This window comes from Microbulbifer variabilis, assembly GCF_023716485.1.
GTDB lineage: Bacteria > Pseudomonadota > Gammaproteobacteria > Pseudomonadales > Cellvibrionaceae > Microbulbifer > Microbulbifer variabilis_B.
This window is the reverse complement of record NZ_CP092418.1, coordinates 916973-936931: the sequence shown is the minus strand read 5'-3', so window position 1 is coordinate 936931 and position 19959 is coordinate 916973. Positions and strand designations below refer to the sequence as shown.

18 protein-coding genes are annotated in these 19959 nt (G+C 48.7%); 11 read left to right on the top strand and 7 right to left on the bottom strand.

Annotated features, from left to right (window positions below):
* Positions 1-14 precede the first annotated feature (14 nt).
* The 5 genes from MJO52_RS04250 to MJO52_RS04230 all read left to right on the top strand — a co-directional run bounded on the left by MJO52_RS04250 (position 15) and on the right by MJO52_RS04230 (position 7921).
* Positions 15-2531, top strand: a complete 2517-nt coding sequence (locus MJO52_RS04250) for a TcfC E-set like domain-containing protein (protein WP_252084709.1) — start codon at positions 15-17, stop codon at positions 2529-2531.
* Positions 2518-3468 (top strand): hypothetical protein, encoded by a 951-nt coding sequence (locus MJO52_RS04245; protein ID WP_252084708.1) that lies wholly within the window; start codon positions 2518-2520, stop codon positions 3466-3468. Before MJO52_RS04250 ends, MJO52_RS04245 begins: the two co-directional genes overlap by 14 nt.
* A gap of 406 nt (positions 3469-3874) precedes the next feature.
* On the top strand, positions 3875-4402 hold the full coding sequence (locus MJO52_RS04240) for a hypothetical protein (protein WP_252084707.1): 528 nt from the start codon (positions 3875-3877) through the stop codon (positions 4400-4402).
* Positions 4403-4542: 140 nt separating this feature from the next.
* A complete protein-coding gene (locus MJO52_RS04235; RefSeq protein WP_252084706.1) occupies positions 4543-6972 on the top strand; it encodes a TcfC E-set like domain-containing protein in 2430 nt (809 codons plus the stop codon).
* Entirely contained in the window at positions 6914-7921 is a 1008-nt protein-coding gene (locus MJO52_RS04230) for a hypothetical protein (protein WP_252084705.1), read from the top strand. Before MJO52_RS04235 ends, MJO52_RS04230 begins: the two co-directional genes overlap by 59 nt.
* 267 nt (positions 7922-8188) lie before the next feature.
* Here the strand turns inward: MJO52_RS04230 and MJO52_RS04225 are convergent, their stop codons facing one another.
* Positions 8189-8872 (bottom strand): fimbria/pilus periplasmic chaperone, encoded by a 684-nt coding sequence (locus tag MJO52_RS04225; protein WP_252084704.1) that lies wholly within the window; start codon positions 8870-8872, stop codon positions 8189-8191.
* Between the two features lie 777 nt (positions 8873-9649).
* On the opposite strand from MJO52_RS04225, the gene MJO52_RS04220 reads away from it, so the two are divergent.
* Complete coding sequence (locus tag MJO52_RS04220; protein ID WP_252084703.1) at positions 9650-10342, top strand: glycerophosphodiester phosphodiesterase family protein; 693 nt, start codon at positions 9650-9652, stop codon at positions 10340-10342.
* The gene (locus MJO52_RS04215) at positions 10326-11534 is read left to right on the top strand and encodes a glycerol-3-phosphate dehydrogenase/oxidase (RefSeq protein ID WP_252084702.1); all 1209 of its coding nucleotides are present in this window, start codon (positions 10326-10328) and stop codon (positions 11532-11534) included. The genes MJO52_RS04220 and MJO52_RS04215 overlap by 17 nt, the downstream gene beginning before the upstream one ends.
* Before the next feature lie 80 nt (positions 11535-11614).
* Here MJO52_RS04215 and MJO52_RS04210 read toward each other — a convergent pair whose 3' ends face one another.
* Genes MJO52_RS04210 through MJO52_RS04200 form a run of 3 tightly spaced genes read right to left on the bottom strand, consistent with a single transcriptional unit; the run spans position 11615 to position 13213 of the window.
* Positions 11615-11836: a hypothetical protein gene (locus MJO52_RS04210; protein WP_252084701.1), complete on the bottom strand. Its 222-nt coding sequence runs from the start codon at positions 11834-11836 to the stop codon at positions 11615-11617.
* A 44-nt stretch (positions 11837-11880) separates the two neighbouring features.
* Positions 11881-12504, bottom strand: coding sequence for an isochorismatase family protein (locus MJO52_RS04205; RefSeq protein ID WP_252084700.1), 624 nt, complete (start codon positions 12502-12504; stop codon positions 11881-11883).
* A gap of 16 nt (positions 12505-12520) precedes the next feature.
* A complete protein-coding gene (locus tag MJO52_RS04200) occupies positions 12521-13213 on the bottom strand; it encodes a pirin family protein (protein WP_252084699.1) in 693 nt (230 codons plus the stop codon).
* 111 nt (positions 13214-13324) lie between these two features.
* Between MJO52_RS04200 and MJO52_RS04195 the strand changes: the two genes are divergently transcribed.
* The 4 genes from MJO52_RS04195 to MJO52_RS04180 all read left to right on the top strand — a co-directional run bounded on the left by MJO52_RS04195 (position 13325) and on the right by MJO52_RS04180 (position 16927).
* Positions 13325-14230: a LysR family transcriptional regulator gene (locus MJO52_RS04195; protein ID WP_252084698.1), complete on the top strand. Its 906-nt coding sequence runs from the start codon at positions 13325-13327 to the stop codon at positions 14228-14230.
* Between the two features lie 228 nt (positions 14231-14458).
* Entirely contained in the window at positions 14459-15436 is a 978-nt protein-coding gene (gene dusA / locus MJO52_RS04190; protein ID WP_252084697.1) for a tRNA dihydrouridine(20/20a) synthase DusA, read from the top strand.
* A gap of 56 nt (positions 15437-15492) precedes the next feature.
* Complete coding sequence (gene tal, locus MJO52_RS04185; protein WP_252084696.1) at positions 15493-16488, top strand: transaldolase; 996 nt, start codon at positions 15493-15495, stop codon at positions 16486-16488.
* Positions 16469-16927 carry a TerB family tellurite resistance protein gene (locus tag MJO52_RS04180; RefSeq protein WP_252084695.1) on the top strand — a complete coding sequence of 153 codons (459 nt, stop codon included), beginning with the start codon at positions 16469-16471 and terminating at the stop codon, positions 16925-16927. Before tal ends, MJO52_RS04180 begins: the two co-directional genes overlap by 20 nt.
* A 49-nt stretch (positions 16928-16976) precedes the next feature.
* On the opposite strand, the gene MJO52_RS04175 is transcribed toward MJO52_RS04180, so the two are convergent.
* The 3 genes from MJO52_RS04175 to MJO52_RS04165 all read right to left on the bottom strand — a co-directional run bounded on the left by MJO52_RS04175 (position 16977) and on the right by MJO52_RS04165 (position 19817).
* Positions 16977-17495, bottom strand: coding sequence for an STAS domain-containing protein (locus tag MJO52_RS04175; RefSeq protein WP_252084694.1), 519 nt, complete (start codon positions 17493-17495; stop codon positions 16977-16979).
* A gap of 205 nt (positions 17496-17700) precedes the next feature.
* Positions 17701-18879: a PP2C family protein-serine/threonine phosphatase gene (locus MJO52_RS04170; protein WP_252084693.1), complete on the bottom strand. Its 1179-nt coding sequence runs from the start codon at positions 18877-18879 to the stop codon at positions 17701-17703.
* Between the two features lie 38 nt (positions 18880-18917).
* Positions 18918-19817 carry an MlaA family lipoprotein gene (locus MJO52_RS04165; RefSeq protein WP_252084692.1) on the bottom strand — a complete coding sequence of 300 codons (900 nt, stop codon included), beginning with the start codon at positions 19815-19817 and terminating at the stop codon, positions 18918-18920.
* Positions 19818-19959 lie beyond the last annotated feature (142 nt).

Here is a 19959-nt window from a genome sequence, read left to right as displayed (position 1 = left end):
ACCCATCGCAGTTTATGGCAGGACGTCTTAACCAATGGCATGCGCTGGCATTTTGTCTGGCGCAGGCCATTCACGCCGATAGCTTTGCAACAACAGCAGCCACTTTTCTGCTGGAGACCTCTGCACCGGAAGGGTTTGATTCACTGACCGAACCACAGCAGTTATTGGTAGACCTCTACTATGGCGGCCGCCAAATAGGCGCAGCGCCAATTACTGTTGACCCCACCCATATCCAATTCGACGAGCCAGAGCAATTGCTCCCTCTTCTACCTGAATTATTAGATAGAGAGACCGTAATAGCGGCGTTGGCCGATCCTTTGCCCAGAAATTCACAGTATCTCTGTCGTTCAAGCTGGCAGCGAAAGTGTGGCTATCTAGTGCCTGAGCAGGTGGCGGTCATTTACGATGAAAACCGCTATCGGCTCGATTTATTTTTCTCCGCAAAGTTACTGCCACAAGAAGCCGCCATCAGCGATCCCTATCTCCCGGCCTCCACCAGTGAATTTTCCATTGTTCAAAACCTCAGTGGCGCCTGGAGTGGTGTGGAGAGTAATCTCGGTGAAAACAGTCATAACGCCACTTTGAATGGCAACACCATTATCAGCTTTGGCGAGAGCGCCCTTCACGCCCAGTGGTCAGCTGCCACTGCGCAGCACAATCAGATTAGTGCCCTACATTGGTCCAGGGATTATCGTGGAAGAGCCTATTCGATTGGCTTACTACAACCCCAAGGGGGCTGGCACTATTTCGGTAACCACAGCAGCCTGTATGGGTTAGAGATGCGCAGCTCCCAGCTCAGCCGTACAGACATTAAATATCGGCAGGGCAGCCCACTGGAAATCAATATGCCGGTACGCGGGCGTGTGGAAATTTACCGGGATCAGCGGCTGATCCACACAGAAATGCTGGAGGCCGGTAACCGGTTGCTAAACACCAGCACCCTGCCGCATGGTTCCTACGAAATTGAGGTGCGAACTTTTGATGAAATGGGGCGCTCGCTGCACAGCCACTCAGAGTTCTTTACCAAAGACTCCCTGCTACCGGCCCCAGGGGAATGGTCCTGGAATTTTTATGCAGGGCAACCCGCGCACAATTACAGTAACTATCAGACGCTACCCGAGCGCTACCAGGATGTGCTGGCTCAGGGATCTATAGCTCGACGCTTAAGTGGCAATCTGGGGTTCTTTGCCTCGGCAGCCTCAACCCGTGAGCAACAACTTTACGAGATTGGCGCCCGCTGGATAGGTGGCTTCTTCGAAGTTTCGCCGAGCATAGTGACTAACAAGGATGGGCGCAGTGGTCACAGGGTTCAGGCGCTGTTGAAAACCCCATTCGCCACACTGAGTGCTATTGATACCAGGCTGGATGACGCTGCCGATTTTGATCAAACCAAGGGTCTGCAACTGCTACCACTAGGTTACTCGCAGCGCAGCCTGGCTCTACAGAGCAATCTACTGGGAGGGCAACTCTCTCTGCGCTTGCGTGAGCGAGACAGCGGGTATCGCTTGTTGCCCGGAGAGCAAGTCGACAAATTAGATAATGCGAGTAAGCTCACCAGCCTATCCTTCAAACGCAACTTCTTACAAAGTGCTAAGTGGCTGGGCAGTGCCACTTTCTCACACCATAAGGCCGACGGGCAGCAATATACTGGCCTGGAGATAGAACTCCAACGCCGCGCCAAACACTGGCAGCACAGCGCCAATCTACACAGTGAGCGCAGTAATCACAGCGATCACGAACAGCGCTTGCTCCTGGAGAGTCGCTGGCACGATAGGGACCTATGGGCAGCGGAATTTGAGCAACAAATCACTGCAGAAAAAAGGACTCATGGTCGTTATCTTGAGAGCAACAGCCATCTCGCCGGCCACTTCGGATATTTAAACAGCACTCTCAGCTTTAATAACGTTAACCATAGCAAGGCTTTCAATTATCTGGGTGGCTTCAGTACTAACCTAATTGTTGCAGAAAATACCTTCGCCTGGGGTGGTGAACGCGCACTAGAAAGTGCGGTAGTTATTGAAATCGATGGCAGCGACCAACAGAATTTTGAAGTATTAGTTGATGGCAACCGGCGTGGCTATGCCAAAGGCGGTGATAGGTCTGTAATCAACTTGCCGGCATTTCAGAGTTATGACCTGTCCCTGCGCCCATTGGATAATGGTTTCTTTGATTACCGCGAACAGAGTAAAACCTTCACCCTATACCCCGGTAATGTTAATTCCACAACTTATCAGATAGAGCAACAGCTGCTTATTTTGGGGCGTCTAACCGATATGGGTGAGGGGCTGCCTAACACCCGATTATTTATCGGTGAACACAGTACCACCACCGATCGGTACGGCGTTTTCCAACTAGGCATAAATACCAACAAGAAGAGCCTGCTTACTCAAGCATTAACTTGGGATCACTGTCAGGTTCCCATAAATATCCTGTCTTCTGGGGATAGCTGGTTGAATCTAGGCAGCATTGAACAATCCAAGGCCAACTGCCACATCGAAACTACTGCGGGGTTAACCAGTGCGCAGCATTAAACACTTAATTGGAAAACTCCTATGGCTGGGTGTTCTTTTTTTACATTGTCATAATCCGGCCAAGGCACAAAGCTGCTCCAGCAATGACAGCTTGCGCACCTGTAATCTAGGCGGCACACACACCCTAAATTACCAGTCCAATAGCAAAGAAGTTCCCTTCACCTTGCGCAGTCGCAGCGCATTCAGTAGCCGCGCCCTAGCTTACTACGTGGAGCTCACTCCTTTAAGTGGTAGCACTTACTCTCTAACTGCCGACAATGGCGACATTTTGGATATCTCCTTTACTTTAAACCCCAGCAATAGTGATGCACAGCTACTCACACTGAATAATCTTGCTGGCCCCTTTAATGGTAGTAGCAATGATGTCAACGCCTCCTTAACCTTGGACATTGACGATTCGAAAACGCCCTCCTCCAATCGCTATAGCGGTAGTTTTCAAGTCACCCTAGAGCAGTACTTCCTTATTTTCCTAGTTGATAGCGAAACAGTAGAATTTGATATTGTTTTGCAGGTAGAGCCTCGTATTGCAATTCGTAACCTGGGGGATATTAATCTCAGCAACTCGGGTATTTCCTTCGGCCAGGCGATTGAGGGACAGGAAGATTTCTGTATTGGCGGCATTGGGTTTGACCGCTATACCGTAAATCTATCTAGTGGCAATGGAAACACAGGTGGAACTGGAATTCAGCCTTTTTCTCTTAAAGGTGTTAATGAAAAAATTGCCTATTCAGTCGGCTTTAGTAATACGTTAAACAACAACACGTTCAACAGCCCTAATAGTCAGGGTGATATCCCGGGGTCATTTACTAGACAGTCAGATGAAGCTTGTACTATTGATAACGCCAGAGTATATATCTCAGTTGCTCCCTCAGATTGGGAACAGGCTGGGGAACCTGTATATACTGATGTACTGACAATTACGGTTAGTAGCCAATAATAACTTTTACAACTTCTTATTGACCGCCAGCTTTGTAAAACAACTTTAGTATTAATTAAAATAATTACGCCAACCAAAAAAACTCCATTAGCTGGCGCTAATCCTTCAAAACTCTTATACACCTCCCTCATTAGCGTTTCTATGGGAATCGCTCTGCTAACACCTATCTCAAATTCCATGGGCGCCGCATAAGAACTCTTGTTTCATGTAAAACGGCATTTTAAATACTCTAAAAACCCCACAAATCCAGGCAAACAAATATTACGACAATTCAGGCGCACTATTTATCCATAAATAAGAAATTATCACTAATTTCTACCGACCCACTGGGAAATTTTCCCTATTCTTTTAGCCGCAAGATCAACTATACCCTTCTCCGCTCACACTTAACAAAAGGACACCAATAATGAAGCACATGTTAAGAGGTTGTGTCATCCCTGTGGCGATGGCTGCTATATCCATCGTTGGGGCACAATTTGCCCTAGCAGCCACTGATCAGGCCAATACAGAAATAATGCTAAAGTTTAATGAGTCGATTGATATAAATGGCCTCGAAAACCTCACCTTTGAAGACCCCGCCCCAAGTACTGATGCCGAGGGCTGGGTGGATTTTTGTATTCGAGGCATAGGATTCACAAACTTCGAGATTCAATTTGACAGCCTCAATGGAGACGGGGCATACATACTAAGTAATGGCTCCACGGATATCCCCTACCAAGTTAGCTTTAGAAATGTTTCGGGAGGAAGCTTTTCTCCAACAAATGAAGGTGTAGCCCTGAACGGACAAATTCTTCAAAATCCTGGCAACTGTAATGGAGCTCCAGATAACTCCACCTTTGAAGTATTAATTCCAAATGCAAATTGGGAAAATCCCAATGTTTTAAGCGGCACTATATATACCGACGTTTTGACAGTGACAGTTACGTCAGAATAACCAATAGAAATAATAAAATATAATTTTGGTCAGGGAACAACCTCCCTATGGTAATGGTAAATAAAAGCAACGTCGGGAAGTTTCCCTGGATGCTCTTACCGCTATGGCTCTGGCATACAACTGCAGTATCAACAGAACCAATGCATCTCGTAAGCACAGATGTACCTGCAGGTTTTGCAGATCTAACCAAGCCCCAAAGGATTGTGGCAGACCTGTACTATGGCGGGCGCAGTTTGGGCTCGGCGCTAATTATTGCCGAGCCTGAATTCGTGCGTTTTGTAGAACCTGAGGAGGCTATCAAGCTTCTCCCTGTCAGCCTAAACCCCGAGCGCCTGCTGCTTTCATTACAGGCTTCACTGGAAAAAAATAGTGAGCGAATTTGTCGTGATAACTCCCAAACAGATTGTGGATTTATAAATCCAGAATACTTCGCAGTAATCTATGACGAAGAGAGGTATCGACTGGATGTTTTTTTCTCACCAGAGCTACTTCCTCAACAAGAGGCCCTGACCGACCGATACTTGCCCCCAGCCAGCAATAGTTTTTCCATTGTGCAAAATATCAGTGGTTCCTGGTCGGGAGCACAAAGCGATGAAGTAGACAGCAACACACAAACTACTTTATCTGCTACCAGCATTATTGGATTTGGTGAGAGCGCTATTTACGGGGATTGGTACACAGCCAACGAAATTGGTACCCGTGTCAGTAGCCTGCATTGGGAAAGGGACTTCCGCGGAAAAGCCTATAGCCTGGGATTACTGCAACCAAAAGGAAATTTCAGCACTTTCCAATCATTACACCGTCTCTACGGATTTGAGCTCCGTGACTCTCAGTACAGCCGCACAGACATCGGTTATCAACACTCCGCCCTGGTAGAAATAAACATGCCAGTGCGTGGCCGGGTGGAACTGTACCGAGATGGTCGTATGATTCACTCCGATTTGATGGAAGCTGGAAATCACTTACTGGATACCACCACCTTACCACATGGCGCTTACAACATAGAAATTCGTATTTACGACGAAGCTGGCAGATTAATCAATAATACTACTGAATTTTTTACCAAGGATTCACAACTCCCCGCACCAGGTGAGTGGCGCTGGAGCCTGCAGGGAGGAATGCCAGTAAAACCTGAAATATCCTCCGGAATGCCGGATCATTATCAGCAAGAGTTACTGCAAGGATATATTGCCCGCCGCCTTTCAAAAAATTTTGGCGTTTTCTCTACACTAGCAGCCACAGAAGGTCAGCAATTCATGGAGGTTGGTGGCCGCTGGGTAAGCTCTTATTTAGAACTCTCTCCCTCATTTGCTAAAGAGTCTAATGGTATTGATGCCTATAAATTACAGGCTCTGATAAAAACACCTTATGCAATGTTGAGCGCCTATCGGATCAAGATTGATGAACAGAGAATTGATTTAAAGCCCGATAGATACACCCTGCTAAGCAATAGACTATCTCAAAATAATATTAGCCTGAGGGCCCCACTCTTTGGAGGTAACCTGAGTATAAGGCGTAGTAAGCGCGACCGCTCTCCCAGAAGTTATACCGATTCACTCTCTTTGGACAATCAACTTAGTGAAGCCCAAGAGCTAAGAACTTTGGAATATCGCAGGAATATATTTCGCGGAAGAAAGTGGCAGGCCACGGCAAATCTATCTTACAGTGATGCTGACGGTGAAAAATTTACGCTGCTGAGTATTGAGCTTCTTCATAATAATAAAAATTGGCAGAATTCAATCAGTTTTCGTGGAGAAAACCAGCAAAGTTCCGGTAATAACCAATATTTCGAAGTCAACTCCCGCTGGCGTGATGCCGACCGCTGGGCAGCAGAGGTAAATCAGGATTTCACTATAGAAGCAACACCGGAAGATTACTATTTAAGAAGTTATAGCCGACTTTCCGGTCATTATGGTTTTATCAGCTCCACCATTAGTCATAGTGACGTTAACAATAGCCGCTCTACAAATTATATTGGCAGTTTTAACACCAATATCATTGCCACAAAGGACCATATGGCATGGGGCGGCGAACACTCACTGGAAAGTGCCATCATTGTAGATATAGAAGGCAGCCAACGGGAAAACTTTGAAGTATTAATCGACGGTAACCGCCATGGCTATGCGAAAGGCGAGAAAAAGTCCGTGATTAATCTTCGTCCATTTCAAAGCTACAATATATCACTTCGCCCACTAGGGGATGGTTTCTTTCACTACCGTGAAAACACGGATCAAGTGACGCTTTATCCTGGCAGTGTGACCACCGCTACTTACAAGATTCAACCTGTCTATCTGACCATAGGTCGAGTTATGGCTAAGGGGCAGGGCTTAGACAATGTGTTAGTTTCCATTGAAGGAGAGTCAACACTCACAGATAGCTTTGGTGTTTTTCAATTGGAAATACCTCTTTCTGACGAGCCCCCTTCACATCTCGAAGTCACCTGGCTTGATTGTAATGCCAAAGTTGAGGTTGTGGAGTCCAGTGAAGACTGGTTAAACCTCGGGGTTATTGATGAAAGTTCAGCCAACTGTCAAATCTCACAGACTGCTAAAACAAATGACACCCAATAAAAAATCAAGAAAGTTTATTAAAAATTTTCTTATACTAATTTTTCTTCTCTATCTGCCAAATAGCAGCCTTGCCAGCTGCCAAGGTGACACTTACCTGCGCATCTGCAATCTCTCTGGATGGCACACGATCAACAACCAAGCACAACAGCAGAATATTAGCTTCACATTCCTCAGCCAGGAACTCGGGGCAGCCTCACCTTTTTCACTGGAGATTCAGCCAGAGCATGAGGGTTATTATAGGTTATACGCCGATAATGGTGATACCGTAGATTTATCTTTAGCTTTATCTGCCCCTCATCGTAAATACTTTACTTTTCGCCCTGGTAAAACTTATCAGGACATACCCGGCAGCATAAGCGATTTCAATGCTGACCTTAAAGTAAAGTTAGTTGGGAATAGAAACTTCACCTCCAGCAGTTACCGAGGGAATTTTCAATTGCAGGCTATTCAAGAGGAATCAGGCAAAGCTGAGGAAATTAATTTTTCCATAGAACTAACAATTGAACCAACAATCAAGATCCTGCAACTCGACAATATATTTCTTAGTGATACAGGAATCTCACCGGGACAGGATATAGTTGGTCATGAAGATTTTTGCGTTGTTGGCAACGGCTTTAGCCATTACGCCATCTCCCTTTCCAGTAGCAGCGGCATCATCGCTGGTAATAGCGGGCGCATTACCACTAGCCTCCAAGAAGAAATGTTTATGCTCACCGGCATAAGAGAAGAATTGCCCTATATGGCCAGCTTTTCTAATAATGCACAGGGGAGAGCGCTCACAAACCTCAACGCATCCGGGCATATTCCCGGTATTTATGCTCGCACAACCCCAGAGGGATGCCTTGGCGACAATACCAGAATTACTATTAGAGTACCATCTCCTTACTGGGAACGTGCAACAGAATCCAAATATACAGACGTCCTTACCGTGACAGTTACTAGCCAGTAGCCAATACTAATAGCCATGATTAATGAGAACTTCCGCTTAGCTATACCCTATACAAGCAGTACATTTAGAGTTTGAACGATTGGTTTAGATTAAACCCCAAGCATAAAACAAAAATGGACTTTTTCTTTAAACTGAAAAAATTTCAATGCTGTAAATCAGGTATAAACTTTCGATATTATAAGAGGGATACCAAACCAGGTCTTAGATATCCCCTTATCGTATTTATTCTATATCACCTAGTCAGTAAAAATCTTAGCTAACTGACCCTTAACTGCCCAAAGGAAGCCGCACTCGCTCGCTATCACGCCCTCTTAAAAAGAGCTCTAGTTCCCCTTCGGTGGGAAGGTCCTCTAACGTCAGGCTTGTTCCAGCATACAAACGACCTGAAATATCAAGCTTTTGACATTCACCCTCGCTTGGGCAATGACGGGCCTCAACCACTTCAACATTGATATTTCCGATGTTCTTTAAGTAGCGTTGACTTCCGTCAGCCTGTAACTCCAGCTGGTAACTTCCATCTTCAGGTTGCACAAATACTAATGCCTGGTAGGCCACAAGAATTTTCAGTGCGGTTTGCTCCGACTTGACCTCCCCAACTACTGGCTTGAAGGTAACCCGGTAGACCTTCTCTTCCTTTAAATCTCTATCCAACGCCATTAGACGAAAACGTTTCCTCTCTCCTGGCGCCAATATGGCCTTGGCCGGGCTCACCAACAACCTGAATTCATCCGGGTTAATCACTCGAATGCGCTCTTCGTTATCTAGCCCGGGGTTATCTACCCGAAATATTTCTGTCTGTACATACAGGGTCTCTTTATCCGGATTAGTGATAACCACGTCATCACGCGCATTGGGAGCATCATCAAGATAAAAAATTATTTTATCCAGGGACATGGCTGCCAGTGCGGGCTGCCCTAGTAGCAACAAGAAAGAGAGCAGTATTTTTTTCATCGCTCTAATATCCACCTAAATTAACCATTATTTTAAAGACTGTATTCATCGAATTTATATGGCTGTATATAGTACTCTTCCCATATTTCTGTTCTAACTCAGGGAGACCTACAGAAACTCACCCCCATACAAAAGAATTAACTCCGAGCCAGTCATTCAAAAACGATTTGTTCTTGAAATGATTACTCCGCTGAAATCATCACTCCCGAAAAGTTCTCAATGGACTTTGTTTCCAGGCACTTATTAACACCTAAATAATATACACGCTGCTCAGAGGAAGACAGCAGAGCTTCGCTTGTTAAACGAAAATGTTTGGCCGGTATGTTGCGAAGACAAAACCTTACCGATTCCCTGCTTCGCTCATAACGCCACTGCACCTGAGGTGTAAAACTCAGCACTATCTGTGAAGTCGCCTGGGCAGTCTGTCCTGCAGACTGTACCTGCTCCGCTAACGCTAGCACAGTGGTGGAAATTACCAAAAGCAGAATACGTCTTTTACTACTCACGGGGGCTATATACCTCTTTAACAGCGCAGTTATGCCACAGCTGCACAGACATCTAAAGGGCACACCTTAAGTTTAGCTGGCTATTCCCTACTCTTGAGGAATGCACCTGAGCATCGAAATTTCCGCCTAACTCTACTTGCAACAACCTCTCCAGGGTCTATTTTTCCTGTAAGACCCAATTCCAGCCTGGGTCATTTGACCCTTGGGTTACAGAGCGCCTAAGCGCCTATATCCACTCGACAATAACGCCTGCTTTCCGGATTTGACTCACATGCTAATCGCGCACCGAGGCGACAAAACCCGCCACCCGGAGAATACCATCGCCGCCTTCGAGGCGGCCCATAATCTGGGCGCCTGCGCCATTCAGTGCGATGTCCGCTTTAGCTTGAATGGCACTCCCTGGTGCTACCATAGCGATACACTGCCTATGCCAAGTGATAAGCGTCAACATTTCTTCCACGATCTAAGGGACTCCCAACTCAACCGCTTGCCTATCGATTCCTTTATAAAATTGGTGGACTGGGCCAGCTGTCACCGGCATCTGGATTGGTTTGTAGGCATCTCCGCAGCCAATATCACCAACATGGGTTTTACAGCCGCGGTAAAGAAGCTCATGGAGTTAATGCGTAACGAACGCGAGTCCTTCGCGCTGCTCACAAAAGACTGTCGCAGTCTTCGGGCCGCACGCAGCATGGGCTGGCATAGGGTGGCCTTGCAAATCAACAGCGTTCCACGTTGCCTGTCTGCCGATATTGTCACTCTCGCCCCGGAGTTTCTGCTGATTCGCGACAGCTTCGTCGATTGCGAAGAATTACCCCCTGGCCCCTGGCAGTGGGTTGTCTATGAAATTAACTCTGCCGAAGAAGCTGTACTCTGGCGAAAGCGGGGGGCGCACCATATCCTCACCGGCAACCTGCCACTATTAATGCGCTCCTGGGAAGCGAGTGATGTCTACGGATTTTGATGTACTGGTAGTTGGTGCGGGAATTCTTGGCGCAGGCACCGCAGAGGCTCTGGCCAAGGAACGGCATTCGGTCGTGATTCTGGAACAGCTCGGTATCGCCGCAGCCACCTCCTCACGCTCATCCAAGCTTATCCATGGGGGCCTGCGCTACCTCGAGAGCGGTCAATTCCGACTTGTCTATGAGTGCCTGCGCGAACGTCACTGGTTGCTGGAAAATAAGCCGCAGTTGGTGCGTATGGTGCCCTTTTATATTCCTATTTACCGTGACAGCAAGCGTCCACCATGGATGGTCAGACTGGGGCTTAGCCTTTACGCGCTCCTCTCCGGTATCGGCAGTGAGGCCTCGCGCTTTCGCGCTTTACCCAAATCCGAATGGGATACCCTACCTGGCCTCAAGCAGGAGGATCTACTCGCAGTATTTCGCTATTACGATGCGCAAACAGACGATGCCGCCCTAACCCGTGATGTAGTCGCTTCAGCAATTGCGCATGGTGCGCAAATTATCTGTCCCGGCAGTTTAGTCGGGGCGGAAGTTACCGAGGAGGGGGTGCGGGTTGATTACGTGGCCGACGGCAAACTCAATACTCTACACACCCGTGCCCTGGTTAATTGCAGCGGCCCCTGGGTAGCGACCACCAACACGCGCTGTTCTCCCTCTTTGACCCTACCTCCTATAGACCTTGTCGCTGGCACCCACATATTGTTGCCACTGTCGCTCGGCAATAAGATCTTCTATGTGGAAGCTGAGGATCATCGAGCGGTCTTCGTAATGTCCTGGCAAGACAAAACCTTAGTTGGCACCACAGAGCGCCCCTTCTTCGGCGATCCACGGGAAGTGGTTCCCACCATGGAAGAGGAGGCCTATTTGCTACGTACAGTACAGCAGTATTTTTCCCAGACACGCAGCCTACAGGTGGAGGATATATGTGATAGCTATGCTGGATTGCGGGTTCTACCGGAAGCGGAAAAAAGTCCTTTCGCCCGCTCGCGGGAATCCATGATTTGCTGTGATAATGAGCGCAATCCTCGTATTCTCGCGGTAGCCGGCGGCAAGCTTACCAGCTACCGCGCCACCGCACGCAAGATACTGAAAAAACTGGAGCCTACCTTCCAGGCTGGCCAACCGATTACTACAAAAAACACTCCAACCAAATCAGAAGATAGCTCCTCCGAAAGAGAGCGAAACATTTAAATACATTTTGAAGAGCAGTTTAACCACCTGAGCGCAAGTAATCTGAATAACAATCTGAAGAACTGCCCCCAAACAATGAATTATCTCTCCACATTTTCACCATAAATATGCCTAACCGAGTAGAAAGCTAACGGCAGAATCAAATAGCTAATAATCGGTACTATAATAGCCACCGCAGTAATTACCTGGAGCAATTTATGATCTGGCAAGATTAAGGCTAAACTGTCAGGGATAAAATAAACCAAAGGAATCAAGGACAAAAAAGTAATTAGTGGCGCAAAATGTTTGTTGTGATGAACCATAGGCATACTCCCGCCCCTCCCGTACAAATGAGAGGGGCTCTAAATTACTTTTGGTTTGCTGCAGTAAGGTAGCTGTTATATACCCATCGGTAGGTCGTGTGTTGAGCTAATATGCCCCCAAGTTCCGTGCCGTGATCACTTCGCCAATCATCCATCATTTCTGCCAACACGGATGACCAGGTAGCAACTTTCACACCCGCCTGCGTCATACGATGCATAGCAGCCTGTGTCACTGTACTATTCCAAGTACCTGAAGCATCCACTACGGCATATACATCATACCCTTCGGCTACAGCAGAGATAGCGGGAAACATCAAACAGACATCCGTAACGATGCCAGCCATAATTATTTTTTTACGCCCGGTTGCTTCAATAGCTCGCTTAAACTCCAGGCTTTTCCACGCGTTTATCTCACCTTCACGCTCAATAATTTCATTGCCCAAGATGTTTGTTATCTCAGGCATAATAGGGCCATTTGGCCCCTCAGGCATACTCGCAGTAACAACAGTGGGTAAATTTACTGCCTTCGCAAGATTTGCCAATCCCTTTATGTTCTCCGTCATCAGATGAGGGTCCAGATCCCGACAACTCACCAATAGTCCCGTTTGATGATCAATTAACGCCAACACAGAATTGTCTTTAGTTAAGGTTTCTGAAAACTTATTCACGGTGTTACCTACCTATTTAATGATTTAACTTTCTAATAACAATTGCACTTGTATTAACATCTGCAATTAACTTACCGCTATGACTCCTAATTAAATCTCCATCCTTCACACTTTCTTTTTGCTCAGCTTCAGAAAAGATTCCCCAGCCATTAGTTAGGTAAACCAGAGTCTCGCCATTAAATGAAATTTGCTCGTCTGCATTTAAATTGGCGATCTCGATAATCGTACTGTTATCAAAGGTGACTGTTTGATCATCGCGCCCCCCATAAACTCGGGTGACCTTATTTTGGCCTGGCCTGTAGTACTTGTAGCCTGCGGCTTGACCAGAGACAGGTGGTAAGGCCCATAGCTGGATCATTCGATTTTTTTTGCAATCCGGGTTCATCTCGTTATGTGTAAACCCCTGGCCTCCAGCCCGCTGGACTTGTACTCCTCCTTTATCTAAACCTTTGCCATGCTCTAAAGAGCCCTCATGTTGTATTCGTCCATCCACCATGACCGAAATCACATCTATCTCACGGTGAGGGTGCATGCCTGTTTCGCCTTTCGGATTGAAGCGGGCATCGGCCAGATAAACAAAATTATCGAGCCCTTCAGAGGTATGTGGATGTTTGTGCGGACCGAATACCTGGCTATCCATGACCAACCTGTGCTCGGTAAGCCCAGCAAAACCGCCAAGTGGTAGTGAGTCACGTTTGAGGATTTTCATGATGTGCCTCCAAAATATGTAAGCGATGGAGGTATCTTAGGTACAACTTATTGTTTGATATATACAAAAATTAGAATATAACTATCTCATTTTTAACAACAATTGATTTCTATGAACCAAGACCTCAACGATATGATGGTGTTTTTAGCCGTAGTGGAAACTGGCAGTTTTACCCAAGCCGCAGACCGACTGGGCATACCAAAAGCCAACGTAAGTAGGAAAGTTGCACGCCTGGAAGATCAGCTATCAGTCAGGCTCCTGGAGCGGTCCACTCGCTCTCAAACCTTAACGGAGGCTGGTAGAAAGTATTTAAGTCACTGTAAGCGTATTGAAGAAGAGATAATGCTGGCCGAAGCGGAAGTATCAGAAATCCTGCAGGTCAATCGAGGCCTCATTAAGGTAGGGGCATCAATTACTATTGGCCAGCAAATCCTAAAACCCACGCTAGCAAAATTTTTGCATCTTTACCCAGAAATACAAATGAACCTGAGCTTGGTTAATCACAGAGTCGATTTGATCGAAGAGGGCTTTGATGTGGTGATTCGAGTTGGGCAATTGGATGACTCCAGGCTGGTCGCAAAACCTCTTGGGCACGCATGCCGAAAAATCTATGCCAGTCCAGCTTATCTTAAAGAATATGGAACACCTACGAGAACTAAAGACTTGGAGGGGCATCAATGGCTGTTTATGAACGCCATGCAGAAGGCTCCTAAAATAATTTTGCAGAACGGGAAAAAGGTATTTGAAATTAACATAAATCCAACCTTCTCTTCGGATGACTTCTCCATCATTAAGCAAGCCACATTGGATTCATGCGGTATCGCAGTTCTGCCAGACTACATGTGCCACACGGAAATTAGACAAGGCACTCTTGTAAATCTATTACCAAACTGGAACATGGAAAGAATTGGTATCTATGCACTGTACCCACAAAATCGAATCAAGATTGCTAAAGTCAGCGCATTTGTCGAGTTTCTATCAGAGGTATTTAAACAGAAAGAACTTTGTACTACCTAGCCGTGAGGATAGCAGGAATAAAGTGTAATTGCGCATCAGGGCAGCTGCCAGTCTCTCTATGCAACCAGTCAAGTGTTTGAATGTAGCAAATGTCCAGGGAGTTCAGATTGAGGGCTTGCAGGGGGTAAATTTATCTTCATTTACATGCACTTCCACATAGGGTCTATGTTTTACATCCCATATAATGGCGGGCTACTCTGTTTTTATTAGTCTTTTACATCGTAGTTTATGTCTGATTACAGTCCCCACCGCTTTTGCACCGCGCCACTACTTGATTGGAGTGACCGTCACTGCCGCTATATGTGGCGCCTACTGAGTAAACGCGCCCGTCTTTATAGCGAAATGGTGACCACTGGGGCAATTTTGCACGGGGATCGCCAGCGCCACCTGCAATTTGACGCTGGCGAACTGCCTGTCGCCCTACAACTTGGCGGAAGCGACCCGCGCGAGCTGGCGGAGTGCGCACGAATTGCCGAGGAGTGGGGGTATGCGGAAATCAACCTCAACTGCGGCTGCCCCAGTGACCGGGTTCAGTCTGGACGTTTTGGCGCCTGTCTGATGGCGGAACCAGATGTCGTAGCTGCCGGCTTATCTGCGATGCGTGACGCAGTGTCTATTCCGGTCACAGTCAAACACCGTATCGGTATAGACGATATGGAAGACTACCCTGGCCTGACCCGTTTTGTGGAGGCACAGGCAGCCATCGGCACAGAGACATTTATCGTCCATGCCCGCAAAGCCTGGCTGCAGGGCCTCAGCCCAAAGGAAAACCGCGAAATCCCACCGCTTAACTACGATATGGTTTACCAGCTGAAAAAGGATTACCCACAGCTGCAAGTCATCATTAATGGTGGCATTAATTCTCTGGAAGAATGCCAGCAACATTTACAGCGGGTAGATGGTGTTATGCTCGGTCGCGCCGCCTATCAGACCCCAGCGCTTCTTTCACAGGTGGACAGTGTGTTGTTTGGAGAAAATGAAGGACCCGATGCCGCGCAAGTGGTCGAGCAGATGTTGCCCTATATCGAGCGAGAACTGGCAAGTGGTCAACGCCTCAACCATATTACCCGGCATATGCTCGGGCTCTTTCAGGGCCTGCCCGGGGCACGCCGTTTCCGTCGTCATCTGAGTGAAAATGCTCACAAGAAAGGGGCAGGGCCTGAGGTTGTGGAGCAAGCTTTGTCACTGGTCACCCAAGCGGCTTAACTTGGAAGGCCAGTATTTCATAGGAAGGGAAGCCAAATACTATCGAGGGAATCGCGATGAATAAACTGGATCAACTCAAACAGCGCAGCCAGGTGGTAGCAGATACTGGCGATATTGATGCCATACGCCGCTATCGCCCCCAGGATGCCACCACCAATCCCTCTTTACTCTTTAAGGCTGCCCAACTGCCCCAATACAAGGGCCTGATCCAAGAGTCACTGGAGTGGGCAACTCACCACCACAGTGGCGCCAACTCCTCTGAAACAGCACGGCTGGCTGCAATCAAGCTGGCTGTCAGTATCGGCAGTGAAATATTGCAATTGATCCCTGGGGTAGTCTCTACCGAGGTGGACGCGCGCCTGTCTTTCGATACCCGCGCCACTATTGATTACGCCAGACACCTTGTGGCCCTGTACGAGCGCGAAGGCGTAGCCCGGGAGCGAGTACTAATTAAAGTCGCCGCCACCTGGGAGGGGATAGCAGCAGCAGAGATACTGGAACGGGAGGGCATTCACTGCAATCTCACCCTGTTGTTCTGTTTGAGCCAAGCGATTGCCTGCGCCGAAGCTGGAGTAACACTGATCTCTCCCTTTGTGGGCCGCATCCTCGACTGGCATCTAGCCAATGGGGACCGCAAAGCCTTTAGCGGTGAAGAGGATCCCGGTGTACTGTCGGTACGCAATATCTATCATTATTATAAGTCGCGCGACTACTCCACCATTGTGATGGGCGCCAGCTTCCGCAATGCGGAGGAGATCGAAGCGCTGGCCGGATGCGATCGCTTAACCATCAGCCCTCAGCTGCTCCAGTCTCTGGAAGAGAGCGAGGGTTTATTGGTTGGTGGGCTTCCCACGGTCAACGAACCGCTGCCACGCCCTGAGGGGCGACTCTGCGAAGCAGCATTCCGCTACCAACTCAACAGTGATGCCATGGCCACAGAAAAGCTCGCCGAGGGTATCCGTAATTTTGTCAAAGACCAGGAGCGGCTCGAAATGCTGCTGCAGAGCCAAGTGATGGGACGCCGGGAAACTGATGCTGCAACAAATCCGTAAGCTGTTTGAACAGATTGGCAACAGTGCCGATGTCGAAATGCACGATGAAAAAGACGTGCGAATGATCAGTGCCGCCTTACTGGTTGAGGTGGCTACTGTGGATCAAAAGCTAGACCCGCGCGAACGTAACACTTTGATCGAACTACTTTGCCAACACTACGCGCTGAGCAGCCATGCGGCGGCAGAGATTATTGATGAAGCCATAGAGCAAAGGGAGCGAGCCACTTCCCTGTTTGAGTTTACCCAGGCCGTCAATGACCAGTTCAGCGAGCGAGACAAGTACCTGCTGGTTCGGCAGATGTGGCAGGTGGCTTTTTCCGACGATGTGATCGAGGCTTTTGAAGAACATCTGATCCGCCGGGTTTCCGAGTTAATTTACCTTCCCCACGGACTCTTTACCCGCGCACGGGCGGAAGCTAGAGACATGCGGAGTAGCTGAAAAGTTTTGCCGGGGTGTTAAAACTTTGAAGGAGGGTGTTTGTTAAATCTCAGTGCAGGTGCGCGGAGGACTTGCTGTGGGAGCCACATTCTAGCTCGAGGGTATGGACCAGATCGCGAAAAGTTTCCGCATTCTGCTCGTTCATACTCATCAGCACCCGGTGTGCCTCTAACACCTTCTCCCGAGCAGCACATTCATCCGGGGTTTTACAGACCAGCGGTGTTGTCTCCACGGAGAAATCACGTTTCTCATCGCTGATTTCCATCAGGGAATCGAAACCCATCGCATCTAGCAGGTGTTGAATACCCCTATCGGCAAGGAATACCAAGGGCTTCTGGCAGCCGCGCTCCTGGGCGCGAATCGCGATCTTGGCCATCAGCCCCAGGGTTGTGCTATCCACACCCTCGGCACCGTGTAGGTCAAAGGCCACACCGGCAAAGTCACTGCTTGCAAACATATTATCGATAAAACTATCGAAAGAAGTGCATAGGTTGAGGCGAACATCGCCCATCAATTTAATGATGTAAACGCCCTGGTGGGCCCCAACCATAATTTGCCCGGACTGCATAACAACCCCTGGCTCACCCGAACACACTCAGTGGATTAAAGTGTACTGGATGGCGAAAGTTCACTGGTAGAGCAAAAATGCTTGCGGCGGTTTTGCCGCCTCGGCACTTTTGTGCATAGGATGGGCGGAGCTTACTCCTGACTGCTGGGACTGACAAGAGTGCTAGGGCATGAAATTCGACTATTTAGTCGCAGAAATGCCACCTCTAAACGTGGGCAAGGGTAAGAATTGTAATGTCATCGGGTAATGCGCCAAAAGTGTCCACTTTCAGGCTCTCACACAGTACTCCCAACTCACCGCCCGTAGCGCTTATCAACTCTAGTAACCGCTCTTCTTTTTGCAGTAAATCGCCTTCGAGTAACTCCAGTACACCATCGGAGCAGGCCACCAACCGCCAACTGCTGGGCAGCTCGGCACACATTACCTGCCAGTCACCCCGCTCAAAAATGCCCAAGGGCCGCCCCTTGCCTGGCAGCCAATCGGCGCCAGCGGCACTGGCAAGCGCCGGCATGGGGATCTGTCCGGCGACGGCATAGTGCAGTTGGCTAGCGGCGGTATCTACCACACCGATAAACATGCTGGCGTGCTTACCCATACCTGTGGATAAGAGCTCGCGGTTAATCAACTCCAAAACTTCCAACAAGTCGGAGTCCAGGGACTCCAGTTGGGAAAACAAAGGGCGCTCACGCAGGCGATGCATCACGCTGTTTTTGATCAGTGCCGTAACCAGTGCGGAGGACACCCCATGCCCTGAGACATCCACCAGATAAAACGCCACAAAGCGCTCGCCGAACAAACCGTAATCGACAAAATCGCCGCTGAGATACAGAGAGGGGATCAGGCGGTAGGCGGCCTCAACGCCGCCGGGGTAAAAATAGGGACTGCGTGGCAACAGGTGCTGCTGCAGCAAGCGACCGGCCTCCTGATCACGGCGCAATACTTCTACGTGCTCGCGCAGCTCGCTATTGCGCTGCTCCAGGGTATTGCGGTACTCAATATTCTGCTGGGCGAGGTTTTCCGCGCCGGTGATACGGCAGATTACTTTATCGATCAATGCAGCCTGTTGAATGGGTTTGATCAGATAATCGCAGGCCCCCAGACGCATGGCCTGTAATACTTCGTGAAGCTCACCCTGCTCGGCAATCATTACAACCGCCGTCGCCGGGGAGCGGAGCTTGATTTTGCGCAGTACCTCCAACCCATCCATATCGGGCAGGAGTAGATCGACGATAACCAGCTGAAACAGTTCGGGAGTAAATTGTTCTATGCCTTGCTGGCCACTATCAGCTACAGCAACTGAAAGCCCTTGACGCGAAAGCGCTCCACGCAAGAAATTGCGGGAGCGCTCATCATCGGTCAGTAACAGGCTACTGGGGCCGGCCATTGCAGGCTCTTTTGGAAAGGGGGTTAACCAGCTGTTGCTCAGTAGTCACTGGACTCTTCGACTTCCCCCTGATCGATTGCCTCGGCAGCTTCGGTCGCGGTATCCACATCCAGTTCACCATCCACAATCAAGAAGTCGCGGCGCTGCAGGTAGGCGTCGCGCAGCAGAATATAGCGATCACCCTGCAGAAGGGATTCAGCCTTCAGCAGGCTAGCGCGACTCTGGATAATATCGGTAGCCTTAAGGGTATAGCGCGTGGGATCGTGCTCCACATAGGTCAGAGGATTGGTGTAGTAATCCACCACTCTAGCTGGCGTATCCCGCACCGTGGAGGGCCCTAGCAGTGGCAACACCAGGTAGGGACCAGAGGGTACCCCCCAAACCGCTAGAGTTTGGCCAAAGTCCTCACCGTCACCTTTCTCCAAGCCCATATGCTTGGCAACATCAAAAAGACCGGCAATACCAATAGTGGTATTGATTAGCAGACGACCGGCGTCATTACCCGCCTGGCCCCACTTGCCCTGTAACACACCATTAAAGGTATTGGTTACTTCAGCCAGATTACTGAAAAAGTTGCTTACACCTTGCTGTACAAATATCGGGGTAATCTGCCGATAACTCACAGCCGCCGGTTTTAGCACATAGCGATCCGCACCGTCATTGAAGCTGAATATGGCGCGGTTAAATCCCTCCCAGGGATCGCGAAGAGAAAAGTCTTCACCTTCCTCACTCTCAAACTCTTCCGCGGGGTCAAAGCCATACTCATCCAGTAGTGAACCATTGGACTCACCACTAACGTCATTCTGCTCTACCGCCTCAGGCTGGGCTGAGGGAGTGGCGGCGTCACCAAATGGGTCCTGTGTCGCCAAAGCGCCCATGGGGGAGATGGCCAGTAATGCGGCCATCAACCAGGGCGATAAATCTCTGCGTCCTAGCAAAACCCTGCTCCTCTTCTAACAAATTTCAAGGTCAAGGATTCTAACGCCCCCGCAAACTGTAAACCACCCTCGGCAGCATAGCAGCTGGTATTCATCAAAGATGCCGCAGTTTCAGGCAAGCACACGCTGTCACAGAAAGGTA

Coding starts and splice junctions, on each gene's coding strand:
- MJO52_RS04230 (WP_252084705.1), top strand. CDS start 6,914: ATGAAAGTTCAGCCAACTGTCAAATCTCACAGACTGCTAAAACAAATG.
- MJO52_RS04215 (WP_252084702.1), top strand. CDS start 10,326: ATGTCTACGGATTTTGATGTACTGGTAGTTGGTGCGGGAATTCTTGGC.
- MJO52_RS04250 (WP_252084709.1), top strand. CDS start 15: ATGGCAGGACGTCTTAACCAATGGCATGCGCTGGCATTTTGTCTGGCG.
- MJO52_RS04235 (WP_252084706.1), top strand. CDS start 4,543: ATGCATCTCGTAAGCACAGATGTACCTGCAGGTTTTGCAGATCTAACC.
- MJO52_RS04225 (WP_252084704.1), bottom strand. CDS start 8,872: ATGAAAAAAATACTGCTCTCTTTCTTGTTGCTACTAGGGCAGCCCGCA.
- MJO52_RS04220 (WP_252084703.1), top strand. CDS start 9,650: ATGCTAATCGCGCACCGAGGCGACAAAACCCGCCACCCGGAGAATACC.
- MJO52_RS04240 (WP_252084707.1), top strand. CDS start 3,875: ATGAAGCACATGTTAAGAGGTTGTGTCATCCCTGTGGCGATGGCTGCT.
- MJO52_RS04210 (WP_252084701.1), bottom strand. CDS start 11,836: ATGGTTCATCACAACAAACATTTTGCGCCACTAATTACTTTTTTGTCC.
- MJO52_RS04170 (WP_252084693.1), bottom strand. CDS start 18,879: ATGGCCGGCCCCAGTAGCCTGTTACTGACCGATGATGAGCGCTCCCGC.
- dusA (WP_252084697.1), top strand. CDS start 14,459: ATGTCTGATTACAGTCCCCACCGCTTTTGCACCGCGCCACTACTTGAT.
- MJO52_RS04175 (WP_252084694.1), bottom strand. CDS start 17,495: ATGCAGTCCGGGCAAATTATGGTTGGGGCCCACCAGGGCGTTTACATC.
- MJO52_RS04180 (WP_252084695.1), top strand. CDS start 16,469: ATGCTGCAACAAATCCGTAAGCTGTTTGAACAGATTGGCAACAGTGCC.
- MJO52_RS04200 (WP_252084699.1), bottom strand. CDS start 13,213: ATGAAAATCCTCAAACGTGACTCACTACCACTTGGCGGTTTTGCTGGG.
- tal (WP_252084696.1), top strand. CDS start 15,493: ATGAATAAACTGGATCAACTCAAACAGCGCAGCCAGGTGGTAGCAGAT.
- MJO52_RS04195 (WP_252084698.1), top strand. CDS start 13,325: ATGAACCAAGACCTCAACGATATGATGGTGTTTTTAGCCGTAGTGGAA.